This is a genomic window from Streptosporangium sp. LJ11, from assembly GCF_051918945.1.
In the GTDB taxonomy this organism is placed as follows: domain Bacteria; phylum Actinomycetota; class Actinomycetes; order Streptosporangiales; family Streptosporangiaceae; genus Streptosporangium.
On sequence record NZ_JBPXMB010000029.1, the window covers coordinates 30,938 to 57,667 of the forward strand.

Below are 26,730 nucleotides of genomic sequence, written 5' to 3' on the forward strand. Positions count from 1 at the left end.
GTCCACAGAGAGGAAGCCATACCCATGTCAGCCCTGAACACGGCCGCGCCCTTCACCGCCAAGCGCGGTTCCGCAACGTGGAGGCTCACCAAAGCCGAGATCAAACTCTGCGTCCGCGAAAAGACCGGTCCTCTCTGGGGGGTCGGCTTCCCGCTGGTCCTGTTGGTCATCCTCGGCAACGTCCCCATCCTGCGGGAGCCCATGGAGGCCGGCGGAGGCCTGACGTACTTCGACCTCTACGTGCCGGTCATCATCTTGTTCAACCTGGCCATCCTGGCGCTGACCGCACTGCCGACGATACTCGCGGGATACCGTGAGAACGGCGTGCTACGGCGCATGCGGACCACGCCGATCGGCCCGGCCCGCGTGCTCGCCGCCCAGCTCGTGGCCAACCTCTCCATCGCGGTCGTCGCGGTGACCCTGTTCCTCACCGTGGCCGGGCTCGGCTTCGGCGTCCGCCTGCCGCAGAATCTCGCCGGCTTCGCCGTCGGCTGGCTGCTCGCGGCCGCCGCGCTGCTCTCGATCGGCCTGCTGATCACCGCGCTGGCGCCCGGACGTGGCCCGGCCACGGCGATCGGCACGGTGTTGTTCTTCCCGATGATGTTCTTCGCCGGGCTCTGGGTGCCGATCGCGCAGATGCCCCCGCTGCTGCGGGGCATCAGCCACTACACCCCGCTCGGCGCGGGCATGCAGGCGTTCCAGGAGGCTTCTTTCCAGGGCCATTTCCCGTCCGCCCAGCCCTTGGCGACCTTGGCGGGCTACGCGGTCGTGTGCGCGGTCGTCGCGGTCCGCTGGTTCCGCTGGGAATAGAGCGGTTCGCCGGTTTCACCGGGAATAGACTCGGGACGAATGGAGAGGGATGTGAGCGGGCAGATGCCGGAGTCCTGTGACGCGGAGCAGGGACGGCCCCCCTTTCTGCTGGTGACCGTGGTGCCGTACACGTTGCTGGCCGCCCTCGTCATCTTCAAGGTGATCGTGGAGCGGCCGGCGGGCGACGACTCCCTGCTCGTCGATCTCGGCCTGTGCGGGTTGGCCGCGGGGTGGATGCTCGTCATGTTCACCCTGCGTCCCGCCTGGTGGGAGCGCCCACTGATCATGGGGGTCTTCTTCACCGGCCTGGTGGTGATCACCGCGATCCTGGTGGCGCGGGACCCCGTGTTCGGGTTGTTCACCCCCGCCCCCTACATCTACGCCTTCACCATCCTTCGCTGGCCGTGGCGGCTGCTGGGCGTGGCCACCGTGGCGGTCGTGGCCGGCGTCGCACAGGCATCCGACGTGCCCAAGACGACCGCTCTCGGCCTGACGATCTCCGTGATCATCGTTGTCGTCAACATCGTCATGATGTGCGTCACCGCCTGGTTCCTCCAGCTCGCCGAGCAGGAGAGAGAGCAGCGCGTCCAGGCCCTCGCCGAGCTGAGCCGGACGAACCGGCTGCTGGAGGCGACGCTCGCCGAGAACGCCGGCCTGCACACCCAGCTGCTCGCCCAGGCCAGGGAGGCGGGAATCCTCGACGAGCGCCAGCGGATGGCTCGCGAGATCCATGACACCCTGGCGCAGGGACTCACCGGGATCATCACGCAACTCCAGGCCGCCGAGCAGATGCACGACGTCCCGGAGCGGTGGCACCGCCCCTTCGAAGCCGTGAAGACGCTGGCGAGGGAGAGCCTGGCAGAGGCCCGGCGTTCGGTCGACGCGCTGCGGCCCGAGCCACTGGAAACCGCGCGCCTGAGCGACGCGCTCACCGACGTCGCCGACCGGTGGTCGAGGTTGCACGGGCTCGCCGTCCAGGTCACGACGACCGGCACGGTACGGCCGATGACACCGGAGACCGAGTTCGCGCTGCTGCGCACGGCACAGGAGGCGTTGGCCAACGTGGCCAAGCACGCGCGCGCGACCAGGGTCGGAGTGACGCTGTCCTACCTGGAACACGAGGTGGCGTTGGACGTACGCGACGACGGCAGGGGCTTCGAACCCGCGGGTCTCGAAGCAGGCGCGGCCGGGAACGGCGCGTCGCAACCGCCGTCCCGCGGCGGGTTCGGCCTGACCATCATGCGACAGCGCGTCGAAGGGCTGTCCGGGAGTCTGCGGATCGAGTCCGAGCCCGGCGCCGGCACCGGGATCTCGGCCTGCATCCCCATCCTGCCGGCCGGGAGCCGCACATGACCGATCGCACGGCCGAGCCGGCAGCCGAGCCCCCGATCCGGCTGCTGATCGCGGACGACCATCCCATCGTCAGGGACGGGCTGAGCAGCATGTTCGCCTCCGCGCCCGGATTCGAGGTGCTGGGCGAGGCCGCGGACGGCGCCGCGGTCGTGCGGCTCGCCAAGGAGCTCCAGCCCGACGTGATCCTGATGGACCTGCGCATGCCGGGCATGGACGGGCTGACCGCGATCACCGAGCTGACCAGGCTCGGCGTCGCCGCGCGCGTGCTGGTTCTGACCACCTACGACACCGACACCCACGTACTGCCGGCGATCGAGGCGGGCGCGACCGGCTACCTGCTCAAGGACTCTCCCCGGGAGGACCTGCTGCGCGGTGCGCGGGCCGCCGCCAAGGGCGAGAGCGTCCTCTCTCCCTCGGTGGCCGCCCGGTTGATGAGCCGGGTCAGGACACCCGCCCCGCAACTGCTCAGCCGGCGGGAACTCGAGGTCCTCGAACTCGTGGCGGCCGGGAACACCAACCGTGAGGCGGCCGCCCGGCTGTTCATCACCGAGGCCACGGTCAAAAGTCACCTGCTGAACATCTACGCCAAGCTCGGCGTGGGGGACCGCGCCGCCGCCGTCACCGAGGCGTTCAACCGGCGACTGCTCACCCCCGAGACGCGGGAGCCGCTCTGATCGCTCGCCGCCTCCTTGGTCACGCTCAGCGTCCTCGACGCTCATCCGGTGAGCGGCGCCCAAGGGGGAACGTGTCTCCGGTTGCCACGACGACGGCCGGTTGGTGAACGTCCCGGCCAGGGGGCGCCCCAGGGTGTTTCCCTGGGGCGAGGCCCGCGGGTCTCACGTGAGGGTGTCGGGCATGAAACGACGCTTGATCGTCCTGATGGCGGCGGCGGTATCGGCGGTGGCGGCGCTGGCGCCGACGGCTGCCGACGCCGTCTCCCGCGACAGCGGCCCCGTGGCCGCGACCTGTGCCGCCGTTCCCGTCTCCGCGCCCTCCGGCACCAAGGTGGAGTCGGTGAAGGCGGTCGCCAACGCCGGTGGAACCGTCACGTTCCCCGCCGCTCCTCCGCTGCATCCCCAGGAGGAGACGCTCACCGACGTGCCGGCCTGGTGCGACTTCACCGTCACGGTGAGCCACCCGGGCGCGAACGACCACGTCAACATCAAGATCTCGCTGCCCCAGGACAGGGAGAACTGGACCGGAAGGTTCCAGGCGCTCGGCGGCAGCGCCTACCTCGCCGGTGACTTCAGCGGCTCCTCGCTGGTCGGCGCGGTGAAGGCCGGGTACGTCGCCGCGGCCACCGACGCCGGTGTCGGCGCGAACCCGCTCGACGTCAGCGGCTGGGCGCTCACCCCGGCCGGAAAGGTCGACACCCCGCTGCTGGAGAACTTCGCCTCCCGCTCGCTGCACGACATGGCCGTCATCGGCAAGGACGTGGCGAAGAGGTTCTACGACCGGCCCGTGAGCTACGCGTACTGGAACGGCTGCTCGACCGGCGGCCGCCAGGGATACGCGGAGGCCCAGGATCACCCGACGGACTTCGACGGGATCCTGGCCAAGGCGCCGGCGATCAACTGGGACCGGTTCGCGGTCGCCACGCTCTGGTCGCAGGCCGTCTTCACCGAGGAGAAGGTCGCGCCCACCCCGTGTGAGCTGGCGGCGTTCAACACCGCCGCGGTCAAGGCCTGCGACACCCTCGACGGGGTCAAGGACGGCATCATCGACGACCCGCGGGAGTGCCACTGGGACGCCCGGCGGCTGGCCGGCACCAAGATCGACTGTGACGGCAAGAAGATCACGATCTCCCGCGCCACCGCCGACGCGGTGCGCAAGATCTGGGCCGGACCGGTCTCCTCCTCCGGCCGGAGGCTCTGGTACGGGCCGAACAAGGGCGCGAGCCTCGACGCCCTGGCCACTCCCGGCACGCCGTTCACCGTCGCCGACAGCTGGGTCAAGTACTTCGTGAAGCGGAACCCGTCGTTCGACACCACGAAGCTCACCTACACGTCGTTCGCGCAGATCTTCCGCGCGTCGCAGCTGCGGTTCAACGACGTCATCGGTACCGACGACCCGAACCTGTCGGCGTTCGCGAAGGCCGGCGGCAAGCTGCTGAGCTGGCACGGCCAGAACGACGAGCTGGTCCCCACCCAGGGCACGATCGCCTACCGCGAGCGGGTCAACCGGGTCCTCGGCGGCAACAAGCGGGTCGACGACTTCTACCGCCTGTTCCTGCTGCCCGGCGTGAACCACTGCGCCGGCGGCCCCGGCCCGTACCCGACCGACGACCTGGGCGCGCTGGTCAACTGGGTGGAGAAGGGCCAGGCTCCGGCCACCCTCGCCGCCTCGGCCTCCGGCCCCGGCGGCGAGACCGTCACGCGCGACGTCTGCCGCTACCCGATGGTGGCCCGCTACACCGGCCACGGCGACACGGCCTCGGCCGCGAACTACCGCTGCGTCACCGCCTGACCTCGTCCGAACGACGCGGCGGCCCCGGCGCTCTCGCCGGGGCCGCCGCCCCATGCCCGCCCGCCGGACTCGCCCACGCTCACGGCGACGCCGCCCGGCCCGGCAGGCGAGGGCCCGGCGCGTCGCCTGTCGCCGCCGTCACCCGGTCGGCGCCCATGGCCCGGCCTCAGCGGCCGGGGAAGCGCTCGGTGACCTCCTGCAGCAGGAAGCCGTTGCCGTCGGGATCGCTGAACGAGGCGAACGAGCCGTACGAGGGGCGGCCGGGGTAGAAGCCGGGAACCCGCTTCTCGGTGCCCGCGTGGTGGAAGACGCCGCCCTCGTCGTGGAAGATCTCGCTGACCTCGACACCGCGGCTGACCAGGTCGGCCCGGGCCTCCTCGATGTCACGCACGATCAGGTGAACGTTCTCCGTCGACCCGGGCGCGGCGGTACCGATGCCCTTGCCCACGATGATCGAGCAGTGGGAGCCCGGCGGGGTGAAGTGCACGACCCGGAAGTCCTGATCGGCGACGTAGTCGAGATCCTCGCGGAAACCGATCCGCCTGTAGAACTCCTTGGCCCGGTCGACGTCGGCCACCGGCAGCACGATCACCTCAAGCATGTAGTCCACCATTGTCCCCACTCCTCCATGATCACGGCGGTGCCGTTCGGCATCCGGCATTCACAATCATGTGCGGAGCAGGGCGTTCGCCCCAGGGCGACACCCTGGTGGCGGCCCTGGGATCACCTGTCGCGCAGGGCGGAGGACAGCTCGCGGCGGGAACCGATGCCGAGCTTGGTGAAGACTTTGCGCAGATGCCATTCGACCGTACGCGGACTGAGGAACAGCACGGCGCCGATCTCCGGATTGGTACGCCCCGCCACGGCCAGACGCGCGATCTGCGCCTCCTGGGGGGTGAGCTCCTCCCGTACCCCCGGGGTCCGCTTGCGCACCGTCTCGCCGGTGGCGGCCAGTTCCCGGCCGGCCCGCTCGGCGAAACCGTCCGCACCGATCGTGGTGAACGCCTCGTGGGCGATCCGCAGCTGCGTCCGGGCGTCGGCCCGCCGGTTCTCCCGTCGCAGCCACTCACCGTAGAGCAGCCGGGCCCGGGCGGCCTGCAGGCCGAGCCGAGTCGCGGCGAACCGCTCGATCGCCTCCCGGTAGTGCTTCTCGACCGGCCCGGCCGGGACCGCGAGCGCGTCCGCGAGAGCCTGGGCGCCGCGTGCCCAGTTCGTGCCGACGACACGCGTCCGGGCGGCGAGGCGGTCACGCGCCTCGGCCGCGACGGTGCCCGCCCCGGCGCGTGCGGCGGCTTCGACCAGCTCACCGAGCGTCCACTGCAGGACGGCGGGGTCTTCGTGCCGAGCCGCATCGAGGGCCGCCTCCAGCGCTGCCGAGTACCGGCCGAGCCCGTTGAACAGCACCGCCCTGCTGTATCCGGCGACGGCGAGCAACCATCCCAGGCCGCCCGCCTCGGCGTTCCCGACCAGAGCCTCGTTGAGTTCCAGCGCCGGCTCCTCGCGTCCGCGATGCGCGGCCAGGATGACCGCGGTGGCCGGATGCGGGGACGAGCCGGTGGCGTTCCCGAGGGCCTCGGCCTCGTCGACCAGGTCCGACGCGTCGGCGAAGCGGCCGGCGTAGATCAGCGCGGTGGCGCGGAAGGTCAGCGCGCTCGGCAGGAGGGACAGCGCGCCGGTCTCGCGGGCGTGGCGGACGGCCTGCTCGGTCCTGGTGAGAAACGCCACGTCGTCCCACACCTCGTGCATGACCATCCCGTTCAGCCAGACCAGGTCCAGGTCGTTGTCCGGGGGGACCGCGGCCAGGGCGCGGGTGAACAGCGGCACCGCCGCCGCGTGCCCCTCCAGGATCCACGCCGTCAGCCCCGCGAGGAGCAGACCGGCCGGCTCCTCGCCCGCGGGAACGCCGCGGGCGGCCTCGGCCGCCCGGCGCAGGTCGCCGCCGCCGAGCCACCCCGCGTTCACGGCCGCGCCGATCGCCGCCAGGTAGGTCTCCCGGGCCGCGGCGGGATCCAGCGCCTCCAGGCGGCGGGCGGCCGAGAGCAGCGGCGGCACGGCCGCCCGCCCGGCGTTGAGCGCGAACGCGACCTTGGCGCGCAGCCGTTCCACTCCGGCCCGCTGCACCGGGTCCAGCGGACCGAGCTCGGCGGCGGCCAGCAGGTCCGGCACCTCGGCGAGGGCTCCGGCGGTGAATCGGGCCGTCGCGGCGGACAGGATGCGCCCGGCGCGCTTCGCCGGATCGAGGGTGAGCTCCGCCGCGCGCTCCAGGAAGGCCGCGGCCGCCGCCCGGCCGCCACGGGTCATCGCCCGGCCGGCCGACCGCTCCAGCTCGCCGGCGACCTCCTCGTCCGGCCCCGGCGCGGCGTGCGCCCGGTGCCAGGCACGGCGGTCGGGCTCCCGCTCTGGATCGGTCACCTCGGCGAGCGCCCGGTGCACCGCGCGCAGCCCGGCGGGCTCGGCGGAGCGCCGGCTGGCCGAGCGGACCAGCGGATGCCGGAACCGGACCCGGGTCCCGATCTCGACCAGGCCCGCGGCCGCCGCGGGTGCCGCGGCATCCGTGCCGACATCCAGCCGTTCGAGCGCGCGCCACAGCAGTGGCACGTCGCCGACCGGTTCGACGGCGGCGGTGAGCAGCAGTGTGCGGGTCTCCGGAGGCAACGCGGCGATGCGCCGCTGGAAGCCCTCCTCGACCCGGCTCACCAGCGGCTTCGCGCTGTGTCCGCCGAACCCGAACGCCAGTTCCGCCGGCGTGAGATCGCGCGGCAGCTCGAGCAGGGCCAGCGGGTTGCCGCGGGTCTCGGCGACGATCCGGTCGCGTACGCGAGCGTCGACAGGGCCGGGCAGTACGGAGGCCAGCAGCGCCCGCGCGTCCGCGTCGGGAAGACCCTCGACGCGCAGTTCCGGCAGTCCTCCGAGGATCCGCTCGTCGCCGGGGCTGCGCGCCGCGAAGACGAGGGCGACCGACTCGGAGTCCAGCCGGCGGGCGACGAAGGTGAGGATCACCTCCGACATCCGGTCCATCCACTGCACGTCGTCCACCGCGCAGACCAGCGGCCGCTCCGACGCGGCCTCGGCGAACAGCCCGAGCACGGCGAGCCCGACGAGCAACGTGTCCGGCGGATCACCGGCGCTGAGGCCGAACCCGGTGGCGAGCGCGTCCCGCTGCGGCTCGGGCAGCCGGTCGAGATGGCCCAGCAGCGGCGCGCAGAGTTGCTGGAGCGCCGAGTAGGCGATCTCGGTCTCCGGCTCCACCCCTGCCGCGCGGGTCACCTGGCCGGCCGACGCGGCCTCGGCGAGGTAGTCCAGCAGGGCGGTCTTGCCCACTCCGGCCTCGCCGCGCAGCACCAGCACCCGGCTCCGTCCGGCGCGGACGTCACGCAGCAGCCGGTCGAGTGCCTCCTGCTCGCGTCGCCGCCCCCGCAGCGCGGAAGTCCTGGTGTTGATCGGCACGTAATCCCCCTGCCGGGGAGGTTACAACACTCCTGATTCCCCGACGGACAAGTGGCACCAAACTTCGTGACGTGCCGAAACGCCGGACCGGCGTGCCGGAAGACCATGATGATCGGCCTCGCCGCCGACGGCCGTCGCCGCTGCCCGAAGCGGCGGACCGGCACCTCGCCACCCGGGGGTACCTGGTGAGCCTTGCGGCCGGGGACCAGTGTCCCGCCCAGGGTCTCTCCCCGGGGCGGCCGGCCGGTACGGGTGGTCAGAGTGATTCCCGTACCCCGGAACGCCGGGAAGCCGGAAAGAAAGCGGAAATCCCCGATGTCGTCACTCCTTCGCATCTACCTCGTCCGTGGCCTCATCGCGATCGCCTGGTCGGTCGGCTTCGCCGCCGTCCACGACTCGTTGACGGCCGCCTCGGTGATCCTGCTCATCGCGTACCCGGTCATCGACGTCGTCGCCTCGCTGTTCGACGTCCGTGAGGATCCCGGGACTCCGGCCCGCAGGCTGCAGGTGTTCAACACGGCGCTCAGCGCCCTGACCGCCGCCGGTCTCGGCCTCGCCGCCATCAGCGGTGTCGGCGCGGTGCTGTTCGTGTTCGGCCTCTGGGCCATCGTCTCCGGTGCCGCCCAGCTGACCGTGGCCATCCGCCGCCGCGGCCCCGAGCTCGGCCGTCAGTGGCCGATGCTCGTCGCCGGCGCCCTGTCGGTCATCGCCGGTCTCACCTACCTGCCCGCCGCCGTCGGCGACGACCCCGGCCTGACCGCGCTGATCATGTACACCGCGGCCGGGGGTGCCTTCTTCGTCATCCAGGCCGCGACCCTGGCCTGGAAGCGGCGCCGCCGGACGCGGGTCGCCCAGGCCTGATCGGCATCCTGACGCGGTGGTGGCGGCTGGTTCAGACGTATGAACCGGGCCGAAACGAGCCGGTCGCCTGGGATCGACGACCTTTCCCGATCCGTGGCGCTCGTCACAGTGGTGCCCGGCCCCTCGGGGCGGGTGCGCGAGGTGTTAGCCCAGGTCAGGGGGGATTTGAAGGTTCCCGTGCGCGATCTGGGGATCGTCGTTCGCCGGTGAAAATCGGGTGGCGTTTCACATCGCCTGCCGGAATGCTGAGGACGGGCGATGAGTTTTGTCGGTGGTATCGGTCATTCTTTGCAGACCACGACTTCTCGTGAGACCCAAGGCTGGAACGCCAGCGATGACCACGTGTCATATCCGACAACCCCCGATCGAGGTTCCGTGCACAGCCCACAGCTCGACTCACCCGCCAAGCCCGCGACAGCCGCCCCAGGTCGCACCCCGGCTGTGATCCGGCTGCTGGTGCTCGCCACATTCGTGGTCATCCTCAACGAGACGATCCTGATCAACGGGATCCCGCAGGTGATGAGCGCGCTGCACATCACCGAGCAGACCGCGCAGTGGCTCTCGACCGCCTTCCTGCTGACCATGGCCGTTGTCATCCCGATCACCGGGTGGTTCCTGCAGCGGGTCTCCACCCGCGGCGCTTACACCACCGCGATGGGCCTGTTCCTGCTCGGTACGTTGCTGGCCGCCGTCGCGCCGTCGTTCGGGGTGCTGCTGGGCGCTCGCATCATCCAGGCGGCCGGGACGGCCGTGATGATGCCGCTGCTGATGACCACGCTGATGCAGGTGGTGCCCGAGGGCGACCGAGGGCGGGTGATGGGCAGCGTCTCCCTGGCCATCTCGGTCGCGCCCGCCATGGGCCCGACGGTCTCGGGGGTGATCCTCCAGTTCGGGTCCTGGCGAATGCTGTTCGCCGTGGTGCTCCCCATCGCCGCCCTGATCACCTGGGGCGGCCTGAAGCAGCTCAAGAACGTCGGAGAGCCGCAGTTCAGCACCGTCGACTGGCTGAGCGTGGTGACCGCGGGCGGCGGCTTCGGCGGCCTGGTCTACGGGCTGAGCCGGTTCGAGAGCGGTGACGCCCGCGTCGCCGTCGCGATCGTGGCGGCCGGCCTGGTCGCCATCGCCGTCTTCGTCTTCCGCCAGCTGTCGCTGCAGAAGCGCGGCGTGCCGCTGCTGGATCTGCGCACCCTGCGCTACCGCACCTACACGGTCGCGCTGATCCTGATGGCGGTGGCCTTCATGTCGATGTTCGGCTCGATGATCCTGCTGCCGCTGTACCTGCAGAACGTCCGCGGGCTCAGCGCCCTGCAGACCGGGCTCCTCGTGATGCCGGGCGGCCTCGCGATGGGGTTGCTCAGTCCGACCGTCGGCCGCCTGTTCGACCGGTTCGGTGGCCGGGTTCTGGTCATCCCCGGCTCGATCGGGATCACGCTCGCGCTCACCGGCTTCACCCAGGTCACGATGACCATGCCGTTCTGGCAGCTTCTCGGTCTGCACGCGTTGCTGATGGTGGGGCTGGCCGCGGTCTTCACCCCGGTGTTCACCCTCGGGCTCGGAGCGGTCCCGCCGCCGCTCTACTCCCACGCCAGCTCGATCCTGAGCACGCTGCAACAGGTCGCCGGGGCCGTCGGTATCGCTCTCGTGATCACCGTGATGAGCGCGCGAACCGACAACCTGAGAGCCGCGGGGGTCACGGAGACGCTCGCCAACCTCGACGGCATGCGGCTGGCCTTCATCATCGGCGCGGTGCTGTCCCTGGCCGTGGTCGTCGCCGCCCTGCTCCTGCCCGCCCGGGCGGACAACGCCGGCAAGCCCGAAGAGACCGACAAGGTCGGCGAGACTGAGGAGACCGGCAAGACCGAGGAGACCGAGGAGGCCGAGGAGACCCGGTCGGTGGAACAGCCGGCCTGACGACGGTGGGACGACGGGACGCTGTGACCTTCCCCGCCGGGGCGGCCGTCGCCGGAGAGCTCTTCGACGCCGCCATCTCGCCGGCGCGTGAACCCGCCCACCTGGCCTTCACCGCGCCCGGCCGCCGGCTCTGAACGGCGGCGCGCCGGAGGGTGTCCGGTTGTGGCGAGGTGCCCGATCCAGCGGGGAACCGAGGTTTTGTGTGTCGTAGTGCACGCTCGGCGCTATATGTGCGTTTGTACGCAGAACGGGACTTTTCTTCTGCCTAATGTCAGTGCTGTCCGGAGCGCGGCACCGAAAAGGCGCACCGGGCACAGGTCACACGGGTTGTTCCCGAACACCCTCGATCAAAGGAAATCCCTCATGCGTAAGCTTCGCAGCGTCCTTGTCGGCACGGCCCTGGCCGGCGCCCTGGCGGCCGGTATCGTCGCCGCCCCCGCCCAGGCCGCCACCGCGACCACCGCGGGTACGGCCGCGGTCGCCCAGGCGCAGTACACCAAGCACTGGTTCTCCGGCTACTCCAGCTTCGGCCGTGGTGAGTCGCGCGGCGAGCGCTCCTACTACAAGGGCTACTGGTACTACTCCAACGGCCGCTACCACTTCGACATCAACACCTGGGACCGCGACCGCGACCGGGAGAACACCTTCATCGATTTCTACTACCACGACGACCGTGGCTGGCACAACCGCCGCTTCAACACCGGCGGCCACCACGGGTGGAAGTTCAGCTACAGCGCCAAGGGCGGTTTCGACGGCTTCCGCGTCCGCATCGGCGAAGGCCGCTCCGGCGACTTCGACTGGGGTAACTACCACCGCGATTCCTTCTGAACCACCCGCTGACGTCGTGACGCGCACCGCGTTCGGCAGATGAATCCGCGAAGGCGCCGGCGATCCCGCCGGCGCCTTCGCCGGGATTCGCCCGGAGTCCGGGCGGCGGTCGCTCCCCGCCGAACACCGGACGCCGGCCTTCTCTGAGCGCGTGCTCTCTGAGCGCGTGCCCTTTGAACGCGTGCTCTCTGAGCGTGCCGAGCCTGCCGGGTGGTCGTCGTCGGGCCGCGGTCCTCCGCGCCGGACGCGGCCGGGGTCCCCGATCACCAGGAGGCGTACCGCCCTGGTCGTGGCACCGGGAACTCCGGCCGCGTCACATCTCCATGGTCAGGAGTGGGCGTTCAGGCACTTCTTGAGCGTGTTCCTGGAGTTCTGCCGCTGCGGTGCGATCTTCAGGAGAGCCGCGTCGCGCACCTGCACGTACTTGGCTCCGGCGGCGTTGTAGGCCTCCACCATCTTCTTCGCGGCGGGGTCCAGTCCCGGTGCCTTGACACCGAGCTGCTGCAGAGCCGCCTTCTGGGAGAGCTGGTCGACGTTGGCGGCGGCGCCGGCCTTCATCAGGGCGGCGTGGGCGGCCTTGACCTCGGGAAGGGCTTCGACGTTGGTGAGGGCGTCCTCGGCGTTCATCAGCGCGAGATATTCCCGCGCGCAGGGGGCCGGGGCGGAGGTGGAGGCGGAGGCGGTGCTCGCGCCGACGGTGGTGAGGGCGGCGAGAAGGCCGAGAGCGGCCAGTGCCGTTGCGGTGGTGCGGGTGTGCATGGGGTGCTCCCGTTGGTGCTGAGGGTTGATTGGCATGTGACCTCATGCACCGTAATCACTGTGGGTAATCGCCTCGATGCTTAAAGTTGACGTCAAGGGTCGTGGGCCACCGGCGGAGGCCGAGGGAGCGGCGTCGACGGACCGCGGCGAGAACGCCGCCACCGGGGCGTCCGGAGCTCGGAGGACCCGGGAAGGCCACGGGCGCGAACCCCCTGCGGAGGGTTCGCGCCCGTGTTCCGCTCAGGTCAGGACATCGTCCACTTCTGGTTCGCGCCGCCGGTGCACTCCCACAGCTGGAGGCGGGTGCCGTCGGCGCTGGTGTTACCCGTGACGTCCACGCACTTGTTCGCGGCGGGGTTCACCAGGTCCCTGGTGGTGGGGTTGTAGGTCCACCGCTGGTTGGGGCCGCCGAAGCACGACCACAGCTGGAGCCGGCTGCCGTTGGCCGTGCCGTTGTCGACGACGTCCAGGCACTTGCCGAGCACGCGGAGCGTGCCGTCGCCGGGGCGGGTCCACTGCTGGGCGGCGGTGCCGTTGCAGGAGTAGAGCTGGACGGCGGTGCCGTCGGCGCTGCTCGCGCCCGCGACGTCCATGCACTTGCCGGCCAGGCCGGTGATGGCGCCGCCACCAGGGTCGCCGGGGTTGCCGCTCGGCGTGCCGGACCAGGTGAAGGTGGCGGTGGTGCGGGCCGGAAGCGAGTAGACGAACGACTGGCCGCCCCAGTTGACCCGGACGGACTGGGCCGAGGTGCCGCGGTTGTGCGCGATCAGGGCCTTGGAGCCGTCGGAGTTGCGCCAGGCGACGTTCTGGATCGTGGCGTTGGCGGTGGAGTCGATCCGGAACGCCCCGGGCCTGACGAACTTCGTGAGGTGGCCGGTCGTGTAGTACTCGATGGTGTTGTCGACCTGGCCGGCGCGGGGGCCGCCCTCCTGGACGGTGACCAGGCCGGTGCAGACGTCACAGCCGCCGTTGTGCGGGCCCATGTTCTGGTTGAGGGCGAGGCTCCACTTGACGAGGCTGCCGCTCCAGTTGCGGGCGTAGTTGACGATGTCGGCGAGGTCCTCGTTGTGCTGGTTGCCGATCCAGGTGCCGCCCGAGTGCTCGGTGCTGAACTGGCGTACGGCCGGATACTGGTTGTGCACCTGGGTGCCGACCGCCGGGTCGCCGAAGTAGCCGTGCCAGGCGATGCCGCCGAACAGGGGGTCGTTGCGCACGCCCGCGTCGTTCAGCACGCCGGCGCCCATGGTGGCGTAGTCGCCGTAGTTCCAGTCGTGGACGAGGACCTTGGTGGTGATGCCGGCGGCGCGGAAGGCCGGGTAGACGTGGTTCTTGGTGAACTCGGCCAGTCCGGAGGAGTTCCAGCTCATGCCGGGATAGTTCATCGCGGTCGGGTTGCCCGCCTGGCAGCAGTTGGGCTCGTTCTGCACCGAGATGTAGTCGACCGGGATGCCGGCGTTCTGGTAGCTCTGGACGTACTTCACCAGGTACTGGGCGTAGGTGGGGTAGTGCTCGAACTTGAGCCAGCCCATCTGGTCCATCCGGCCGTTGTCCTTCATCCAGCCGGGGGCGCTCCACGGCACGCCCTTGACGCGCAGGGCCGGGTTGAGCGACTTGGCCTGCTGGGTGAGCAGGCGCACGTTGGTGTCGTACCCGTTGGCGCCGAAGTCGTTGAGGTCGCAGCAGGTGTCGTCGAGCGAGACGTTGCCGGGCCGCGAGAGGTCGGAGGCGCCGATCGGGTTGCGCACGAACGACAGGCCGATGCCGTCGGTGGGGTGGAAGAGCCTGCGCATCACGGCGTCGCGGGTGGCCGCGCTGATCGGGCCGCCGCGCAGCAGGTAGGCGGTGGTGTCGGTGATCGAGGCTCCACCGCCTTCGAACTGCTGGTAGGTGGTGCCCTCGTTCACGGTGATGGTGTGGTTGGCACTGCCTCCGGCGGGGCCGAAGGCGATGGGGGACTGTTGCTGAAGACCCCGCGTGACGGTCCGGCCGCCCGCGTCGGACGTGGTGGTGAGCCAGATGTTCACGGGCTCGTTGGCGGCCAGGGCGGGCGTGGCGGCGACGGGTCCCGTCGCCCACAGGGCGGCGGCGCAGGCCAGGGCGAGGGTGAGGGCCCGGCGAGGTGGTCGGAACACGGCAGGGGGTCCTTTCGGGGGGTGCGATTGGGCCCGCGACGCCCCGGTCCGTCCGCGTCAGGGCACACGCGTCGCCCCGGGGAACCGTCGCTGTAACCGATGTAACAGATAAGAAACTTTTCTGTTGCAGGACAGGACAACACACGTGGAAATCGGTTGTCAAGGTTCGGAAATACCAGGATTAGCGCATTCCATGCGATATTCGGGGCGCCCGTCGCTGATGAAACAAATGAAACAAAAGCCCTCAGCGGGAAACGGGACCGGTGGAACCGCGGACGATCACATCGGTCCCCAGGGAGACGTGCAGGGCCTCCAGCGTGTGCCGGCTGAGCAGCCGCATCAGCAGCGTGACCGCCATCCGGCCCATCTCCTGCAGGGGCTGGCGCACCGTGGTCAGCGTCGGCAGGGTCGCCCGGCCGAGGTCGAGGTCGTCGAAACCCGCGACCGACAGGTCGCCGGGGACGTTCAGGCCGCGCTCGGCCGCCGCCCACAGCGCGCCGACCGCCATCTTGTCGTTGAACGCGACCAGCGCCGTCGGCCGCTCGGGCAGGTCCAGCAGCTCGCAGGCCGCGCGGTAGCCGTTCTCCGCGTTGGGTTCCCGCACGCTGCGCAGCAGCTCGGCCGACGGCAGGACGCCGACGTCGGCCAGCGACGCGGTGTATCCCGCCAGCCTGGCCTCGCTGGGCAGCCACTCCACCGGACCGCCGACGATGCCGACCCGGCGGTGACCGAGCTCGACCACGTGCGCCATCAGCTTGCGCGCGCCCGCGAAGTGCGCGGCCGACACCGCCACGATGTCCTTGGGAGGCGGCGTCCTGGGGTCGATCACCACGAAGGGGAACCGCCGGTCGCGAAGCCGTACGAGCTCCTCGCCCGGCTCCGGGGGAAGGATCAGGATCGCGCCCGCGATGCCGGGGCGGTCGGGCAGGCCTGCGATCGCCGGGGCGTGCCGGGCGGACTCCCCGGTGCTCAGGATCATCTGACCGCCGTGCAGCTCGATGGTCTCGCCGACCGAGGAGACGATGAGCCCGAAGTAGTCGGTCAGCAGGTAGGGGCAGCGCACGTAGATCGTGCCGCCGGCCGTCGCCTCCTGCCCGGCGCGCGGCCGGGGCGCCTGGTCCCCGAGGCGGCCGATGGCCCGCAACACCAGCTCCCGGGTGCGCGGGGCGACATTGGCCTGCCCGTTCAGGACCCGCGAGACGGTGGCGATCGACAGGCCCGTCTCCGCCGCGACGTCGCGCACGGTCGCGCGCGTCCCGGGCCGAGCCATGTGCGCCCCCTGGTAGCCGTGTCCCTGCCGTCAGCATAACCAGCGCCGACGGGAGGCGACGGCGAGGAGTCTTCCCCGGATCGGCGCCGCAAAAAGGGGCGAAACCGATCGATTCCATCGATGCGGCAGCGTCGCCACCCGACTCTCGACAAGCCATCCGACTTGCTGGGATCCAGTTTGCCGTTAGCAGGTAAGGCCGGTGCAAGCATCGTCGAAGAGTCAGAACCGATCATGACATCTGGGGGAAAAATGCTTCGAAAACTGGCCCCAGTCCTGGCCGCGGTCGTGGTGGCGGGGTCACCGGCCATCGCGAACACGGCCTGGGCGGACAGGGCGCCGGCCGCTCCGGCGGCCCAGCCGGCCACCGCCGTGCAGGCGGCCGGTACGTGCAGCCCGGGATCGCCGTGCGCGGCGGTCAACTGCGGTCCGGGCCGCGTCTGCGTCCCCTCGCCCAAGCAGTGCTTCACCACGCCGTGCCCGCAGTACGACTGCGTGCCCGCGTCGGGTTACCCGGGTGGCTACCCCGGTGGTTACCCGGGCGGTTACCCCAGTGGCTATCCGGGCGGCTATCCGGGCGCGTACCCCCCGGGCTGGCGTCCTCCGTACCCGGGCTGGCGGCCGCCGTATCCGGGCTGGCGTCCTCCGTACCCGACCTGGCGGCCCCCTTACCCGAGCTGGCGTCCTCCGTACCCGGGCGGTTACCCGGGCTGGCGTCCTCCGTACCCGGGCGTGCGTCCTCCGTACCCGGGGCCACGGCCTCCGTACCCGGGTCCGCGGCCTCCGTACCCGGGACCCAGGCCGGCCTGGCCGATAGCGGGCCAGGTGGGAAGCACCTCCGCCGGCGGGATCTGAGCCTCGACGGCGGCAGGCACCTCGGGTCGGGCGTGTAGCGACCCGGCCATCACCCCCGGCGGCGGTTCGCCCGCGCCGCCGACCGTACGTCACATCCATCGCCCCCGGGACGCCACGACGGCGGCCCGGGGGCGAGCCGCGACGGCTTGTGGGGACACCGGGTGAGCTGGTCTGATGTGCGAAGGATGAGGTGAGGCCAGTACGGAGGGGTTGCTTTCTGCCGTGGAGGCATCTGTCGAGCAGCTGGTGTACGTCCGCGAGGACGAGTACACGATCGCGCGGATGAGCGCCGAGGGCATGCCCGGCTTCGTCGCCTCCGGCCGGGCCCTGGGCGGGGTCCAGCCGGGGGAGACGCTCAGGCTCGTCGGCGAGTGGGGCGAGCATCCTCGTCACGGCAGGCGCTTCGAGGTCGTCGCGTGCGAGCGGCTGGTACCGGCCACGGTCCGGGCCATCCGCATCTACCTGGGCTCCGGCCTGATCCGCGGCATCGGGCCGAGGCTCGCCCACGCCATCGTGAGCCACTTCGGCGAGGCGACGCTGACGGTCATCGACACCGAGCCCGGGCGGCTCACCGAGGTCGTCAACATCGGCCCCGCGCGGCAGGCCCAGATCGCCGACGCGTGGGAGGAGCAGAAGGCGATCGCCGAGCTCATGGTGGTCCTGCAGGGCTTCGGGATCAGCCCGCTGCTCGCGGCGAAGATCTACCAGGTCTTCGGGGCCGACTCCGGGGAGGTCCTCACCTCCGACCCGTACCGGCTCATCGGCAAGGTCAGGGGCATCGCGTTCGCCACGGCCGACAGGATCGCCCTGCGGTCGGGGGTCTCCGAGGACAGCCCGCAGCGGGTCAAGGCGGCGATCCTGGACAGGCTGGAGACGGCGGCCAGCCGCGACGGGCACTGCTACGTACGGCTGACCGCGCTGATCGCCCAGTCCGCGGAACTCGTCGAGCAGGACCACGAACTCGTCGGTCAGATGGTCGACGCGCTCGTCGCCGACCGCCGCGTGGTCGTCGAGGCGTCGCCGGACGGCCGGGGAACGGCCGTGGTCTATCTGAAGGAGACGCACAGCCGGGAGCTCACGCTGACCGATCAGCTGACCAGGCTCTGGGAGGCCGCCTCGACGCTGCCCATGCGCCCGTTCCAGGAGGACCCCGGGCTGGACGAGGACCAGCGGGCGGCGGTGAACATGGCGCTGACCAGCACCGTGTCCATCCTCACCGGCGGTCCCGGCTGCGGGAAGAGCCACACCGTCAAGACCGTCGCGGCGACGGTGCGGGCGATGGGCGGCACGGTGACCCTCACGGCGCCGACCGGCAAGGCGGCCAAGCGCCTGTCGGAGCTCACCGGCCTGCCCGCGATGACCGTGCACCGGATGCTGGCCCACCGGCCCGACCCCGACAGCGGCACGCTGTTCGAGCAGACGCCCGCGCAGGCCGACCTGATCGTGGTCGACGAGGCGTCCATGCTGGACCTGAGCCTGGCCACCCGGCTCACCGCGGCCATCCCGCCCGGCAGCCACCTGCTGATCGTGGGCGACAGCGACCAGCTTCCCAGCATCGCCCCCGGCAGCGTGCTGGCCGACCTGCTGCGGGTCGAGGCGATCGCGCGGATGCGCCTGACCAAGGTCTTCCGCCAGGCGGAGGGCAGCGGCATCATCCAGGCCGCCCGCCGGGTCAGGGCGGGCGAGGTGCCCGCGATCCCCGGCGGGGGCGGGTTCTGGTTCGAGGAGGTCGACGATCCCGAGCGGGTCGCCGAGCGGGTGATGCACCTGGCGACGGTGGCGATCCCGCGCAAGCAGGGGGTGAGCCCGGACCAGGTCCAGGTCCTGTGCCCGATGCGCAGGGGCCTGACGGGGACGACCGAGCTCGGTCGCATGATCCAGGAGCGGCTCAACCCGGCGCGCGAGGGAGTCGCCGAGCACTGGTCGGGGGCCTCCGCCTTCCGGGTGGGCGACCGTGTCATGCCGATCCGCAACAACTACGACAAGGGCGTCTTCAACGGCGACACCGGTACGGTCACCGCCATCACCCCGGAGGAGCGGCTCGTCGAGATCCGCACCGACGACGGGCAGACCGTGAAGTACGGCTTCGGCGAGCTCGACGAGCTGACCCACACGTACGCCATCAGCGTCCACCGCTCCCAGGGCAGCGAGTATCCCTTCGTGGTCGCGCCGCTCGTCACCGAGTCCGGGGGCGTCATGTTGCGCCGCAAGCTGCTCTACACCCTGCTCACCCGGGCCCGGTCGTGGGTGGTCGTCGTCGGCGAGCGCAAGGCGCTGGAGATGGCCGTCGGCCGGCTGGACCACCGCCGCAACACCGGGCTCGCCCGCAGGCTCGCGCTGAGCCTCGGCGCGGGCCTCCACTACGAGGCCGCCCCCGCCGCCGACTGACCGTCGGACGATGACATCGGCCGACGCGGGCGCCGCCCGTACGGACGTTTCCCGGCTCCGCGATCTTCTTGACATTTTTTCTTCACATAACTTGAATTAAGTCAGACAAGAACCGTCCTCGGCTTGCCGAAGTTGTTGGTAACGCCGGTCTCCGTTATGCCCGTGGGCGGGGCGGGCTTCGCCTTTGTCGTTCGTCGCGAGACAGAGGAAACACACATGACCAGGGAAAACATGGTCAGCTCGACGCGGACGTGGGTGCGGTTACTCGCCGTGCTCGCTCTCGCGCTCGGCCTCACCACCCTTCCGGCCGGCGGAAGCGCGGGGGCTTCGGCCGCCCCGAGCTTCAAAGTGATCGCCTTCTACAACGGGGCGTACGACGCGGCCCACGTCAATTTCGTGCAGGAGGCCAACCGCTGGTTCCCGCAGATAGCCGCGCAGAACAACTTCACCTACACCGCGACCAACAACTGGAGCCAGCTGAACGCGAGCAACCTCCAGCAGTATCAGGTGGTCATCTTCCTGGACGACCTGCCGCAGAACGCCGCCCAGCGCTCGGCGTTCGAGCAGTACATGCGCAACGGCGGGGCGTGGATGGGCTTCCACGTGAGCGCGTTCAACACCGACGCCCAAAGCTGGTCGTGGTACCACAACGAGCTCCTCGGCACCGGCGCGTTCAGGTCCAACACCTGGGGACCCACCTCGGTGGTCATGCGCACGGAGGGCGGGGCGCACGCCTCCACGGCGCGGCTGCCCGCCACCTTCACCTCGTCGGTCAGCGAGTGGTACAGCTGGGCCAACGACCTGAGGAACAACCCGAACATCAGGATCCTCGGGTCCATCGACCCGTCGAGCTTCCCGGTCGGGACGGACCCCAACCAGACCTGGTACAGCGGCTACTACCCGCTCATGTGGACCAACCGGAACTACAAGATGCTGTACGCGAACTTCGGTCACAACGCCATGAACTACAGCAACAACACCCCGCTGTCGTCCACGTTCGCCAGCGAGGTGCAGAACCGGTTCGTCATCGACGGCCTGCTGTGGCTGGGCGGCGGGAGCACCCCGCCCCCGCCGGACACCATCTCGCCGACCGCGTGGTACAGCCTCGCCAACCGCGCCAACGGCAAGTGCGTGGACGCGCGCGCGGCCGCCTCGGCGAACGGCACCGTGATCCAGCAGTACACCTGCAACGGCACCCTCGCCCAGCGGTTCCAGGTCCAGCCGACCAGCGGCGGCTTCGCGCGGCTCAACAGCCGCCTCAACAGTGCCCAGGTCGTCGACGTGACCGACGTCTCCACGGCCGACGGCGCCCCGCTCCAGCTGTGGACGTACTCCGGAGGCAACAACCAGCAGTGGCAGGCGGTGTCCGAGGGCGACGGCCACTACCGCTTCGTCAGCCGCCTCAGCGCCAAGTGCCTGAGCGTGCCGGGCTCCTCGACGGCCGACAGCGTCCAGCTGGTGCAGAGCACCTGCAACGGAGGCGCCGCCCAGTCGTTCCGGATCTCCCAGCAGCCGTAGTCGCCACGAGGTTCCGCGCGCCCGCCCTTTCCGCCGACCGGGAAGGGCGGGCGTCCCGCGGGCACCCGGCGAGTACGCGGTGAGCCCGTGACCGGTGACCGGCGAGGTGGACGTATCCGGAGGAACCAGTCATCTGGAACACTGTGGGTTTCATGCGACCCCAAGCACCTGTGAGACCCGGGAACGGCGGCCGTCCGGCCGTGCCCGTCCACCCCGCCGCGAACGTGACCGCCGTGCGGAAGACCGGCGGAGGCGCGTCGTGAGGCGGGAGATCCGGCGCTTCGAGGCGCGGGTCGCGAGCGCGGACGCGCACCTGCTGGGCGAGGGGCCCGTGTGGGACGCAGCGAGGGAGCGCCTCCTGTGGGTGGACATCGACGCCGGCCACGTCTTCGAGGGACGGCTCGCCGGTGACTCCGTTCGCGTGGACCGCAGGCACGAGTTCGGCGAGACCGTCGGCGCCGTCGTGTGCGACCGGGACGGCAGGCTGCTCGTCGCCGGGCGGAAGGGACTGCTCACCGTGGCGGGCGGGGGCGGGCCGGGACGGCCGTCCGCCGCGGAGGACGGGGGACCGCCCGCCTCGGAGGGCGAACGGGGCGAGCGCGCGTACCTCGTCGACCTGATTTCCGAGGGGAAGGACAGCCGCCTCAACGACGGGGCGTGCGATCCCGGGGGACGCTTTCTCGTGGGGAGCCTCGCCCTCGACGACCGGCACGGCCAGGAGTGCCTGTACCGGTACGAGGCGGACGGAACCGTCACGACCCTCGACACCGACCTCGCGCTCTCCAACGGTCTCGCCTGGTCTCCGGACCTGTCGACGATGTACAGCGTCGACAGCGTCCCGGGAACGATCTGGGCGAGGGCCTACGACGCCGTCACCGGCGCGTACGGTGAGCGCCGCGTGCTGCTGGAGATCTCCGACGGTACGCCGGACGGGCTGTGCGCCGACGTCGACGGCAACCTGTGGCTCGCGCTCTGGGGTGCCGGCCAGGTGCGCGGCTACTCGCCCCGGGGCGAGCATCTCGCGACCGTGGAGGTCGCGGCTCCCAACGTGACGAGCGTCGCCTTCGTGGGCCCGCGGCTCGACACGCTGCTCATCACGTCCGCCCGCGTGGGGATGACGCCGGCGGACGCCGCGCGCCATCCGGACGCCGGGCGCGTCTTCCTCGCGGACGTCGGCACGCGGGGGCTCGCCACCCCCTACTGGTCCGGTCCCGCCCCCGCCCACCGGATTCCGGAGTAGGACGTTCCCGCCCCGGGCGCCCACCGGCGGGAGGCGCGTCCCGCCGGAGCGAGCCGGTTTCGCCGCGGCGGCGCTCCTCGCTCCGGTGTGCCGGCGCTTCGGCGCGCCGGTGTGAGCGGGTCCCCGGCGCGGGGAAAGGGTCCTCCAGGTCGTTCGAGCTCGCAGGAGCGGCGACGGAGTGGCGGATCGCGGCGCGACTGCCATGGAGGAGGGGCATAAGGGCGTGAATACGCGAAGGTATGGTGATTGTTCGTGACGACGTTTCGGATCAGCGAGGCCGCCGCGCTGCTCGGGGTGAGCTCCGACACGGTCCGCCGATGGGTGGACGCCGGGCGGCTCGCGGCCCGGCGGGACGAGCACGGGCATCGGATGGTGGAGGGCACCGATCTGGCGGCGTTCGCGCGTGCCCAGATCGAGTCCGAGAACGGTACGGGGCACTCGTCGGCCCGCAATCGCCTTCGCGGGATCGTGACCGAGGTGATCAGGGACGCGGTGATGGCCCAGGTGGAGATCGCCGCGGGACCGTACCGGGTGGTGTCGCTGATGAGCCGCCAGGCCGCCGACGAGCTGGGCCTGGAGGTGGGGGTGAGGGCGGTCGCCGTGATCAAGTCCACCAACGTGGTCGTGGAGATCGCCGACCACGCCCGCACGACGGGTTGACGGCGCCGTGAGCGGTCCGTCCGGTGACGTTACGGGTGGTCCGTCCGGCGGCGTGTCACGCGGTCCTTCCGGCGGCGTGCCGGGGGAGCCGGCCGGTGGTGTGCCGCGCGATGCGGCGGGCGGCCGGTCCGGTGGTTCCTTCGGTGGTCCGTCCGGTGGGGTGGCGGGCCGCCTGCCCTGGATGCTGGTGCTGCCCGCCGTGGCGGGCATGGTCTTCCTGACGCTGCCGCTGGCCGGGCTGCTGGTGCGCGCGCCCTGGTCCACCCTGGCGGAAAGGCTCGGCGAGCCGCAGGTGCTGGAGGCGCTGCGCCTGTCGCTGGTGACCGCGACCGTGGCCACGGTGGTGTGCCTGCTGCTCGGCGTACCGCTGGCGTGGTTGCTGGCCCGTGTCGCCTTTCCCGGCCGCCGCCTGGTGCGGGCGCTGGTCACCGTCCCCCTCGTGCTGCCCCCGGTGGTCGGCGGGGTCGCCCTGCTGCTCGTCCTGGGGCGGCGCGGCCTGGTCGGCCAGTGGCTCGACACGACCTTCGGTATCACCCTGCCGTTCACCACGGCCGGAGTCGTCGTCGCCGAGACGTTCGTCGCCATGCCGTTCCTGGTCATCAGCGTCGAGGGCGCGCTGCGCGCCGCCGACCTGCGCTTCGAGGAGGCCGCCGCGACGCTGGGCGCCTCTCGCTGGACCATCTTCCGCCGCGTCACGCTGCCGCTGATCACCCCCGGCATCGTCGCGGGCGCCGTGCTGTGCTGGGCCCGCGCGCTGGGCGAGTTCGGGGCCACCATCACCTTCGCCGGCAACTTCCCCGGCCGGACCCAGACGATGCCGCTGGCCGTGTACCTCGCCCTGGAGACCGAACCCGAGGCCGCGATCGTGCTCAGCCTCGTCCTGCTCGCCGTCTCGGTGATCATCCTGGCCTGCCTGCGCGACCGGTGGGTGAGCGGCCCGTGACCCTGAACGCCCACCTTGTCGTCACCCGGCCCCGCTTCCACCTGGACATCGAACTGGAGGTCGCCGCCGGCCAGGTCGTCGCTCTCCTCGGCCCCAACGGCGCGGGCAAGACCACCGCGCTGCGCGCGCTGGCCGGGCTCACCGCCCTGTCCGGAGGGGAGATCACCCTGGACGGCGAGGCGCTGCACACCCTGGCGCCCGAACGTCGCCCGATCGGCATGGTCTTCCAGGACTACCTGCTCTTCCCGCACCTGTCGGCCCTGGACAACGTCGCCTTCGGGCCCCGCTGCCGAGGTGCCTCCAGAACGGAGGCGCGGCGCGGTGCCGCCGCCTGGCTGGAGCGCGTCGGCCTGGCCGGGCACGCCGCGGCGAAACCCCGGCAGCTGTCGGGCGGTCAGGCCCAGCGCGTCGCCCTGGCCCGCGCCCTCGCCGTGGGGCCCCGCCTGCTGCTGCTGGACGAGCCGCTGGCCGCCCTCGACGCCCACACCCGCCTGGAGATCCGCTCAGGGCTCCGCCGCCACCTGGCCGACTTCGGCGGCGCGACCGTCCTGGTCACCCACGACCCGCTGGACGCCATGGTGCTCGCCGACCAGCTGGTCGTCATCGAGAACGGCGCCGTCGTGCAGCGCGGCACCCCCGCCGAGGTCGCCCGGCGCCCGCGCACCGACTACGTCGCCCGCCTGGTCGGCCTCAATCTCTACCGGGGGCTCGCCGCGGGACGACAGGTCACCGTCGGCGAGGTGAGCTTCAGCGTCGCCGAGCATCTGGACGGTCCCGCGTTCGTCGCCTTCGGTCCCGGAGCGGTCGCGCTCTACCGGACCCGCCCGGACGGCACCCCGCGCAACCTCTGGGAGGCCACGATCGAGGGCATCGAGCGGCACGGCGACAACGTCCGTATCCACCTGGAGGGGCCGATCACCGCCTCGGCCGACGTCACCCCCGCCGCCGTCGCGGACCTCGACCTGACCTCGGGACAGCGGATCTGGGCTGCCGTCAAGGCCACCGAGACCCACGCCTACCCGGCCTGAGCCCCCCGCGTTCACCCGGCGCGGGCTCTCGCGACCCACGCCCATCCGGCCTGAACCCCTGTGGCACCGCCCGCCCGTACGGCCCCCCGCCATGTTCCCGCCCGTACGAGCGCCGAGATGCCGCAGGTCACCCGCGTGGCGGCCCAGGCCGCCCGGACCCGCGGGGGCACAATGGCGTGAGGGGGGATGATCTATGCGCGTCGCTGTACTCGGGATGGGCATGATGGGGCAGGCACTGGCCCGGCGGCTGCTGGTGCGCGGCTTCCCGGTCACGGTGTGGAACCGCACACCGGGGCGGGCGGAGGAGCTGGTCGGCCTCGGCGCCGTCGAGGCGGCCTCGCCCGCCGAGGCCGTGCGGGAGGCCGAAGGGGTGCTGATGTCGCTCGCCGACGACCAGGCGGTTCGCGATGTGATGTCCCAGCTGACCGGAATCGGCGCCGACGGGCCCGTCGTGGCCGACACGAGCACCGTCGCCCCGGACACGGCCCGCGCGCTGCGGGACATGGCGCCCGGGGGCCGGTTCGTGGCCGCGCCCGTCATCGGCTGGCCGCCGGCCGTCGCCGAGGGACGGGCCTCGGTCCTGATGGGCGGCGAGCGTGACGTCGCCGACGTGCTGAAGCCGGTGTGGTCGGAGGTGTTCGCCTCCTACTCCTACTGCGGCCGGGATCCCGGCGCGGCGCTCGCCTTCAAGCTGCTGAACAACTACCTGCTGATGACCGGGATCGCCGCGCTCTCCGAGGCGGCCGCCACGGGCCTGGCGGCGGATCTCGACGAGACGCTGCTGCACGACTTCCTCCTCACCTGGCCCACCGTCGCGCCGGCCCTGCACAACCGGGTCGACGACATCCTGAGCGGTGACCACCAGGGGTGGTTCACGACCAGGCTCGCCGCCAAGGACGTGCGGCTCGCCATCGACATGGCGGAGTCGGGCGGCCTCGACCTGCCGATCGCCCGGCTGGTCGAGCGGCGCTACGAGGAGGCGGCCGGGCGCGGCTGGGGTGACGCGGACATCGGCGCCGTCGTCGAGCTGCTGCGCGGGAAACCGCGCTAGCGTCGCCCGTCACCGCGCCCGTCACCGCGCCCGTCAGCGGGTTCTCGCCACCTCGGCGGCCACGGCGCGGAAAGCGGTCAGCGCCTCGCGCCGGTCGTTGGCCGACGCGGAGAGGGACGACTTGACGATCACCACCCCCCGCTCGGGGGAGACGTAGACGTACTGCCCGCCGAATCCGGCGGCCATGAAGTCACCCCGGTCGCCGTCACCGAGCCACCAGTGCAGCCCGTAGCCGGGGTTGAAGGAGGCGGAGGGCGTGGTCGACGTCCTGACCCAGGAACGCGGCACGACCTGGCGCCCTCCCGCCTTCCCCTCACGGAGGTAGAGCAGGCCGAACCGGGCGAAGTCGCGGTCGGTGGCGTGGTAGCAGCAGTAACCGAGGCTGTCGCCGCCGGAGTCCTTGTCGACGCGCGCCGTGGACGCCATGCCGGCGGGCTTCCAGATCTTCTCCTCCACGTACCGGTGGTACGGCATGCCCGTGGCACGGGTGACGAGCTTGGCGAGCACGAAGGAGTTCATGCTCGTGTACTCGAACCTGCTGCCGGGCTCCCAGCCGCGCACCTGCCGTGCCGCCAGCTCCCCGACCGGCCGGCCCCGGTTCGCGGCCATCTGCACCTTCGGCACGTCGGAGCGCTCGTCCCAGGCGATTCCCGACGACATTCGCAACAGGTTCCGGATGGACACCCCGTCGTAGCCCGAGCCGCGCAGTTCGGGCAGGTAGCGGGTCACCGGGTCGTCGATCGAGCGGATGCGGCCCTCGTGCAGGGCTATGCCGATCGCGGTCGACGTGAAGGACTTCGCCATCGACCAGGACTGGAACCGGGTACCGCGATCGGCCTTGACGTAGCGCTCGGCCACGATGTGCCGGCCGTCCAGGACGACGAGGCCGTTGGTCTTCGTTCGCGCGAGGAAGTCGTCGAACGTGCGCTCGTCTCCCTTGTAGGCGTAGGTCACCGAGAGCCGCCTCGGGGCGCTCCGCAGCTCGACCGGGCGCGCCGACGGCCGTACGAGGTCGAAGGAGCCCGCCTCGGCGACGTCCGGCGCGGCCCGCGTGAGGGGGATCGGCGCCGCCAGGGGCAGGGCGCGGGCCGGGACCGCCCAGCCGGCCAGCGTGAGCGCGGCGATCGTCGCGACGACGGGTCCTCGCAGGCGATGGGTGATGCCGGTCGTTCTCATGTTCCCCCGTGGGTTCGGGCGGCGGGCGGGCCGCTCG

At 71.4% G+C, this 26,730-nt stretch carries 20 protein-coding genes; 14 read left to right on the forward strand and 6 right to left on the reverse strand.

Translation table 11 applies throughout. The features are described from left to right. Positions 1 to 24 precede the first annotated feature (24 nt). From ACTOQ3_RS34835 to ACTOQ3_RS34850, 4 genes are all read left to right on the forward strand, one after another. Entirely contained in the window at positions 25 to 810 is a 786-nt protein-coding gene (locus ACTOQ3_RS34835) for an ABC transporter permease (RefSeq protein ID WP_440087736.1), read from the forward strand. A 51-nt stretch (positions 811 to 861) separates the two neighbouring features. Then, positions 862 to 2,163 (forward strand): sensor histidine kinase, encoded by a 1,302-nt coding sequence (locus tag ACTOQ3_RS34840; RefSeq protein ID WP_440087737.1) that lies wholly within the window; start codon positions 862 to 864, stop codon positions 2,161 to 2,163. Beyond that, positions 2,160 to 2,837 (forward strand): response regulator, encoded by a 678-nt coding sequence (locus tag ACTOQ3_RS34845; protein ID WP_440087738.1) that lies wholly within the window; start codon positions 2,160 to 2,162, stop codon positions 2,835 to 2,837. Before ACTOQ3_RS34840 ends, ACTOQ3_RS34845 begins: the two co-directional genes overlap by 4 nt. 181 nt (positions 2,838 to 3,018) lie before the next feature. After that, entirely contained in the window at positions 3,019 to 4,629 is a 1,611-nt protein-coding gene (locus ACTOQ3_RS34850) for a tannase/feruloyl esterase family alpha/beta hydrolase (RefSeq protein ID WP_440087739.1), read from the forward strand. Positions 4,630 to 4,795: 166 nt separating this feature from the next. Here ACTOQ3_RS34850 and ACTOQ3_RS34855 read toward each other — a convergent pair whose 3' ends face one another. Together ACTOQ3_RS34855 and ACTOQ3_RS34860 are read right to left on the reverse strand one after the other, a co-directional pair. Further along, positions 4,796 to 5,242: a VOC family protein gene (locus tag ACTOQ3_RS34855; protein WP_440087740.1), complete on the reverse strand. Its 447-nt coding sequence runs from the start codon at positions 5,240 to 5,242 to the stop codon at positions 4,796 to 4,798. Positions 5,243 to 5,352: 110 nt separating this feature from the next. Beyond that, the gene (locus tag ACTOQ3_RS34860) at positions 5,353 to 8,076 is read right to left on the reverse strand and encodes a helix-turn-helix transcriptional regulator (protein ID WP_440087741.1); all 2,724 of its coding nucleotides are present in this window, start codon (positions 8,074 to 8,076) and stop codon (positions 5,353 to 5,355) included. A gap of 315 nt (positions 8,077 to 8,391) precedes the next feature. Here ACTOQ3_RS34860 and ACTOQ3_RS34865 point away from each other — a divergent pair, with 315 nt between their 5' ends. The 3 genes from ACTOQ3_RS34865 to ACTOQ3_RS34875 all read left to right on the forward strand — a co-directional run bounded on the left by ACTOQ3_RS34865 (position 8,392) and on the right by ACTOQ3_RS34875 (position 11,676). Beyond that, positions 8,392 to 8,937, forward strand: a complete 546-nt coding sequence (locus tag ACTOQ3_RS34865) for a DUF308 domain-containing protein (protein ID WP_440087742.1) — start codon at positions 8,392 to 8,394, stop codon at positions 8,935 to 8,937. 375 nt (positions 8,938 to 9,312) lie between these two features. Continuing rightward, entirely contained in the window at positions 9,313 to 10,848 is a 1,536-nt protein-coding gene (locus ACTOQ3_RS34870; RefSeq protein ID WP_440087743.1) for an MDR family MFS transporter, read from the forward strand. Positions 10,849 to 11,211: 363 nt separating this feature from the next. Then, positions 11,212 to 11,676, forward strand: coding sequence for a hypothetical protein (locus ACTOQ3_RS34875; protein ID WP_440087744.1), 465 nt, complete (start codon positions 11,212 to 11,214; stop codon positions 11,674 to 11,676). Between the two features lie 327 nt (positions 11,677 to 12,003). Here the strand turns inward: ACTOQ3_RS34875 and ACTOQ3_RS34880 are convergent, their stop codons facing one another. The 3 genes from ACTOQ3_RS34880 to ACTOQ3_RS34890 form a co-directional block, all read right to left on the reverse strand. Further along, on the reverse strand, positions 12,004 to 12,471 hold the full coding sequence (locus ACTOQ3_RS34880) for a hypothetical protein (RefSeq protein WP_440087745.1): 468 nt from the start codon (positions 12,469 to 12,471) through the stop codon (positions 12,004 to 12,006). 209 nt (positions 12,472 to 12,680) lie between these two features. Beyond that, a complete protein-coding gene (locus ACTOQ3_RS34885) occupies positions 12,681 to 14,567 on the reverse strand; it encodes a ricin-type beta-trefoil lectin domain protein (protein WP_440087746.1) in 1,887 nt (628 codons plus the stop codon). Positions 14,568 to 14,811: 244 nt separating this feature from the next. Next, complete coding sequence (locus ACTOQ3_RS34890; protein ID WP_440087747.1) at positions 14,812 to 15,837, reverse strand: LacI family DNA-binding transcriptional regulator; 1,026 nt, start codon at positions 15,835 to 15,837, stop codon at positions 14,812 to 14,814. 1,074 nt (positions 15,838 to 16,911) lie between these two features. On the opposite strand from ACTOQ3_RS34890, the gene recD2 reads away from it, so the two are divergent. From recD2 to ACTOQ3_RS34925, 7 genes are all read left to right on the forward strand, one after another. Beyond that, the gene (gene recD2 / locus ACTOQ3_RS34895; RefSeq protein WP_440087748.1) at positions 16,912 to 19,077 is read left to right on the forward strand and encodes an SF1B family DNA helicase RecD2; all 2,166 of its coding nucleotides are present in this window, start codon (positions 16,912 to 16,914) and stop codon (positions 19,075 to 19,077) included. Positions 19,078 to 19,293: 216 nt separating this feature from the next. Continuing rightward, positions 19,294 to 20,595: a ThuA domain-containing protein gene (locus ACTOQ3_RS34900; RefSeq protein WP_440087749.1), complete on the forward strand. Its 1,302-nt coding sequence runs from the start codon at positions 19,294 to 19,296 to the stop codon at positions 20,593 to 20,595. A 259-nt stretch (positions 20,596 to 20,854) separates the two neighbouring features. Then, the gene (locus ACTOQ3_RS34905; RefSeq protein WP_440087750.1) at positions 20,855 to 21,835 is read left to right on the forward strand and encodes an SMP-30/gluconolactonase/LRE family protein; all 981 of its coding nucleotides are present in this window, start codon (positions 20,855 to 20,857) and stop codon (positions 21,833 to 21,835) included. Positions 21,836 to 22,087: 252 nt separating this feature from the next. Beyond that, positions 22,088 to 22,495 carry a TOBE domain-containing protein gene (locus tag ACTOQ3_RS34910; RefSeq protein WP_362844357.1) on the forward strand — a complete coding sequence of 136 codons (408 nt, stop codon included), beginning with the start codon at positions 22,088 to 22,090 and terminating at the stop codon, positions 22,493 to 22,495. A 181-nt stretch (positions 22,496 to 22,676) separates the two neighbouring features. Beyond that, positions 22,677 to 23,438 carry a molybdate ABC transporter permease subunit gene (gene modB / locus ACTOQ3_RS34915; protein WP_440087805.1) on the forward strand — a complete coding sequence of 254 codons (762 nt, stop codon included), beginning with the start codon at positions 22,677 to 22,679 and terminating at the stop codon, positions 23,436 to 23,438. After that, complete coding sequence (locus tag ACTOQ3_RS34920; RefSeq protein ID WP_440087751.1) at positions 23,435 to 24,466, forward strand: ABC transporter ATP-binding protein; 1,032 nt, start codon at positions 23,435 to 23,437, stop codon at positions 24,464 to 24,466. The genes modB and ACTOQ3_RS34920 overlap by 4 nt, the downstream gene beginning before the upstream one ends. A 193-nt stretch (positions 24,467 to 24,659) precedes the next feature. Continuing rightward, complete coding sequence (locus ACTOQ3_RS34925) at positions 24,660 to 25,517, forward strand: NAD(P)-dependent oxidoreductase (protein WP_440087752.1); 858 nt, start codon at positions 24,660 to 24,662, stop codon at positions 25,515 to 25,517. Between the two features lie 33 nt (positions 25,518 to 25,550). Here ACTOQ3_RS34925 and ACTOQ3_RS34930 read toward each other — a convergent pair whose 3' ends face one another. After that, on the reverse strand, positions 25,551 to 26,693 hold the full coding sequence (locus ACTOQ3_RS34930) for a serine hydrolase domain-containing protein (RefSeq protein WP_440087753.1): 1,143 nt from the start codon (positions 26,691 to 26,693) through the stop codon (positions 25,551 to 25,553). Positions 26,694 to 26,730 lie beyond the last annotated feature (37 nt).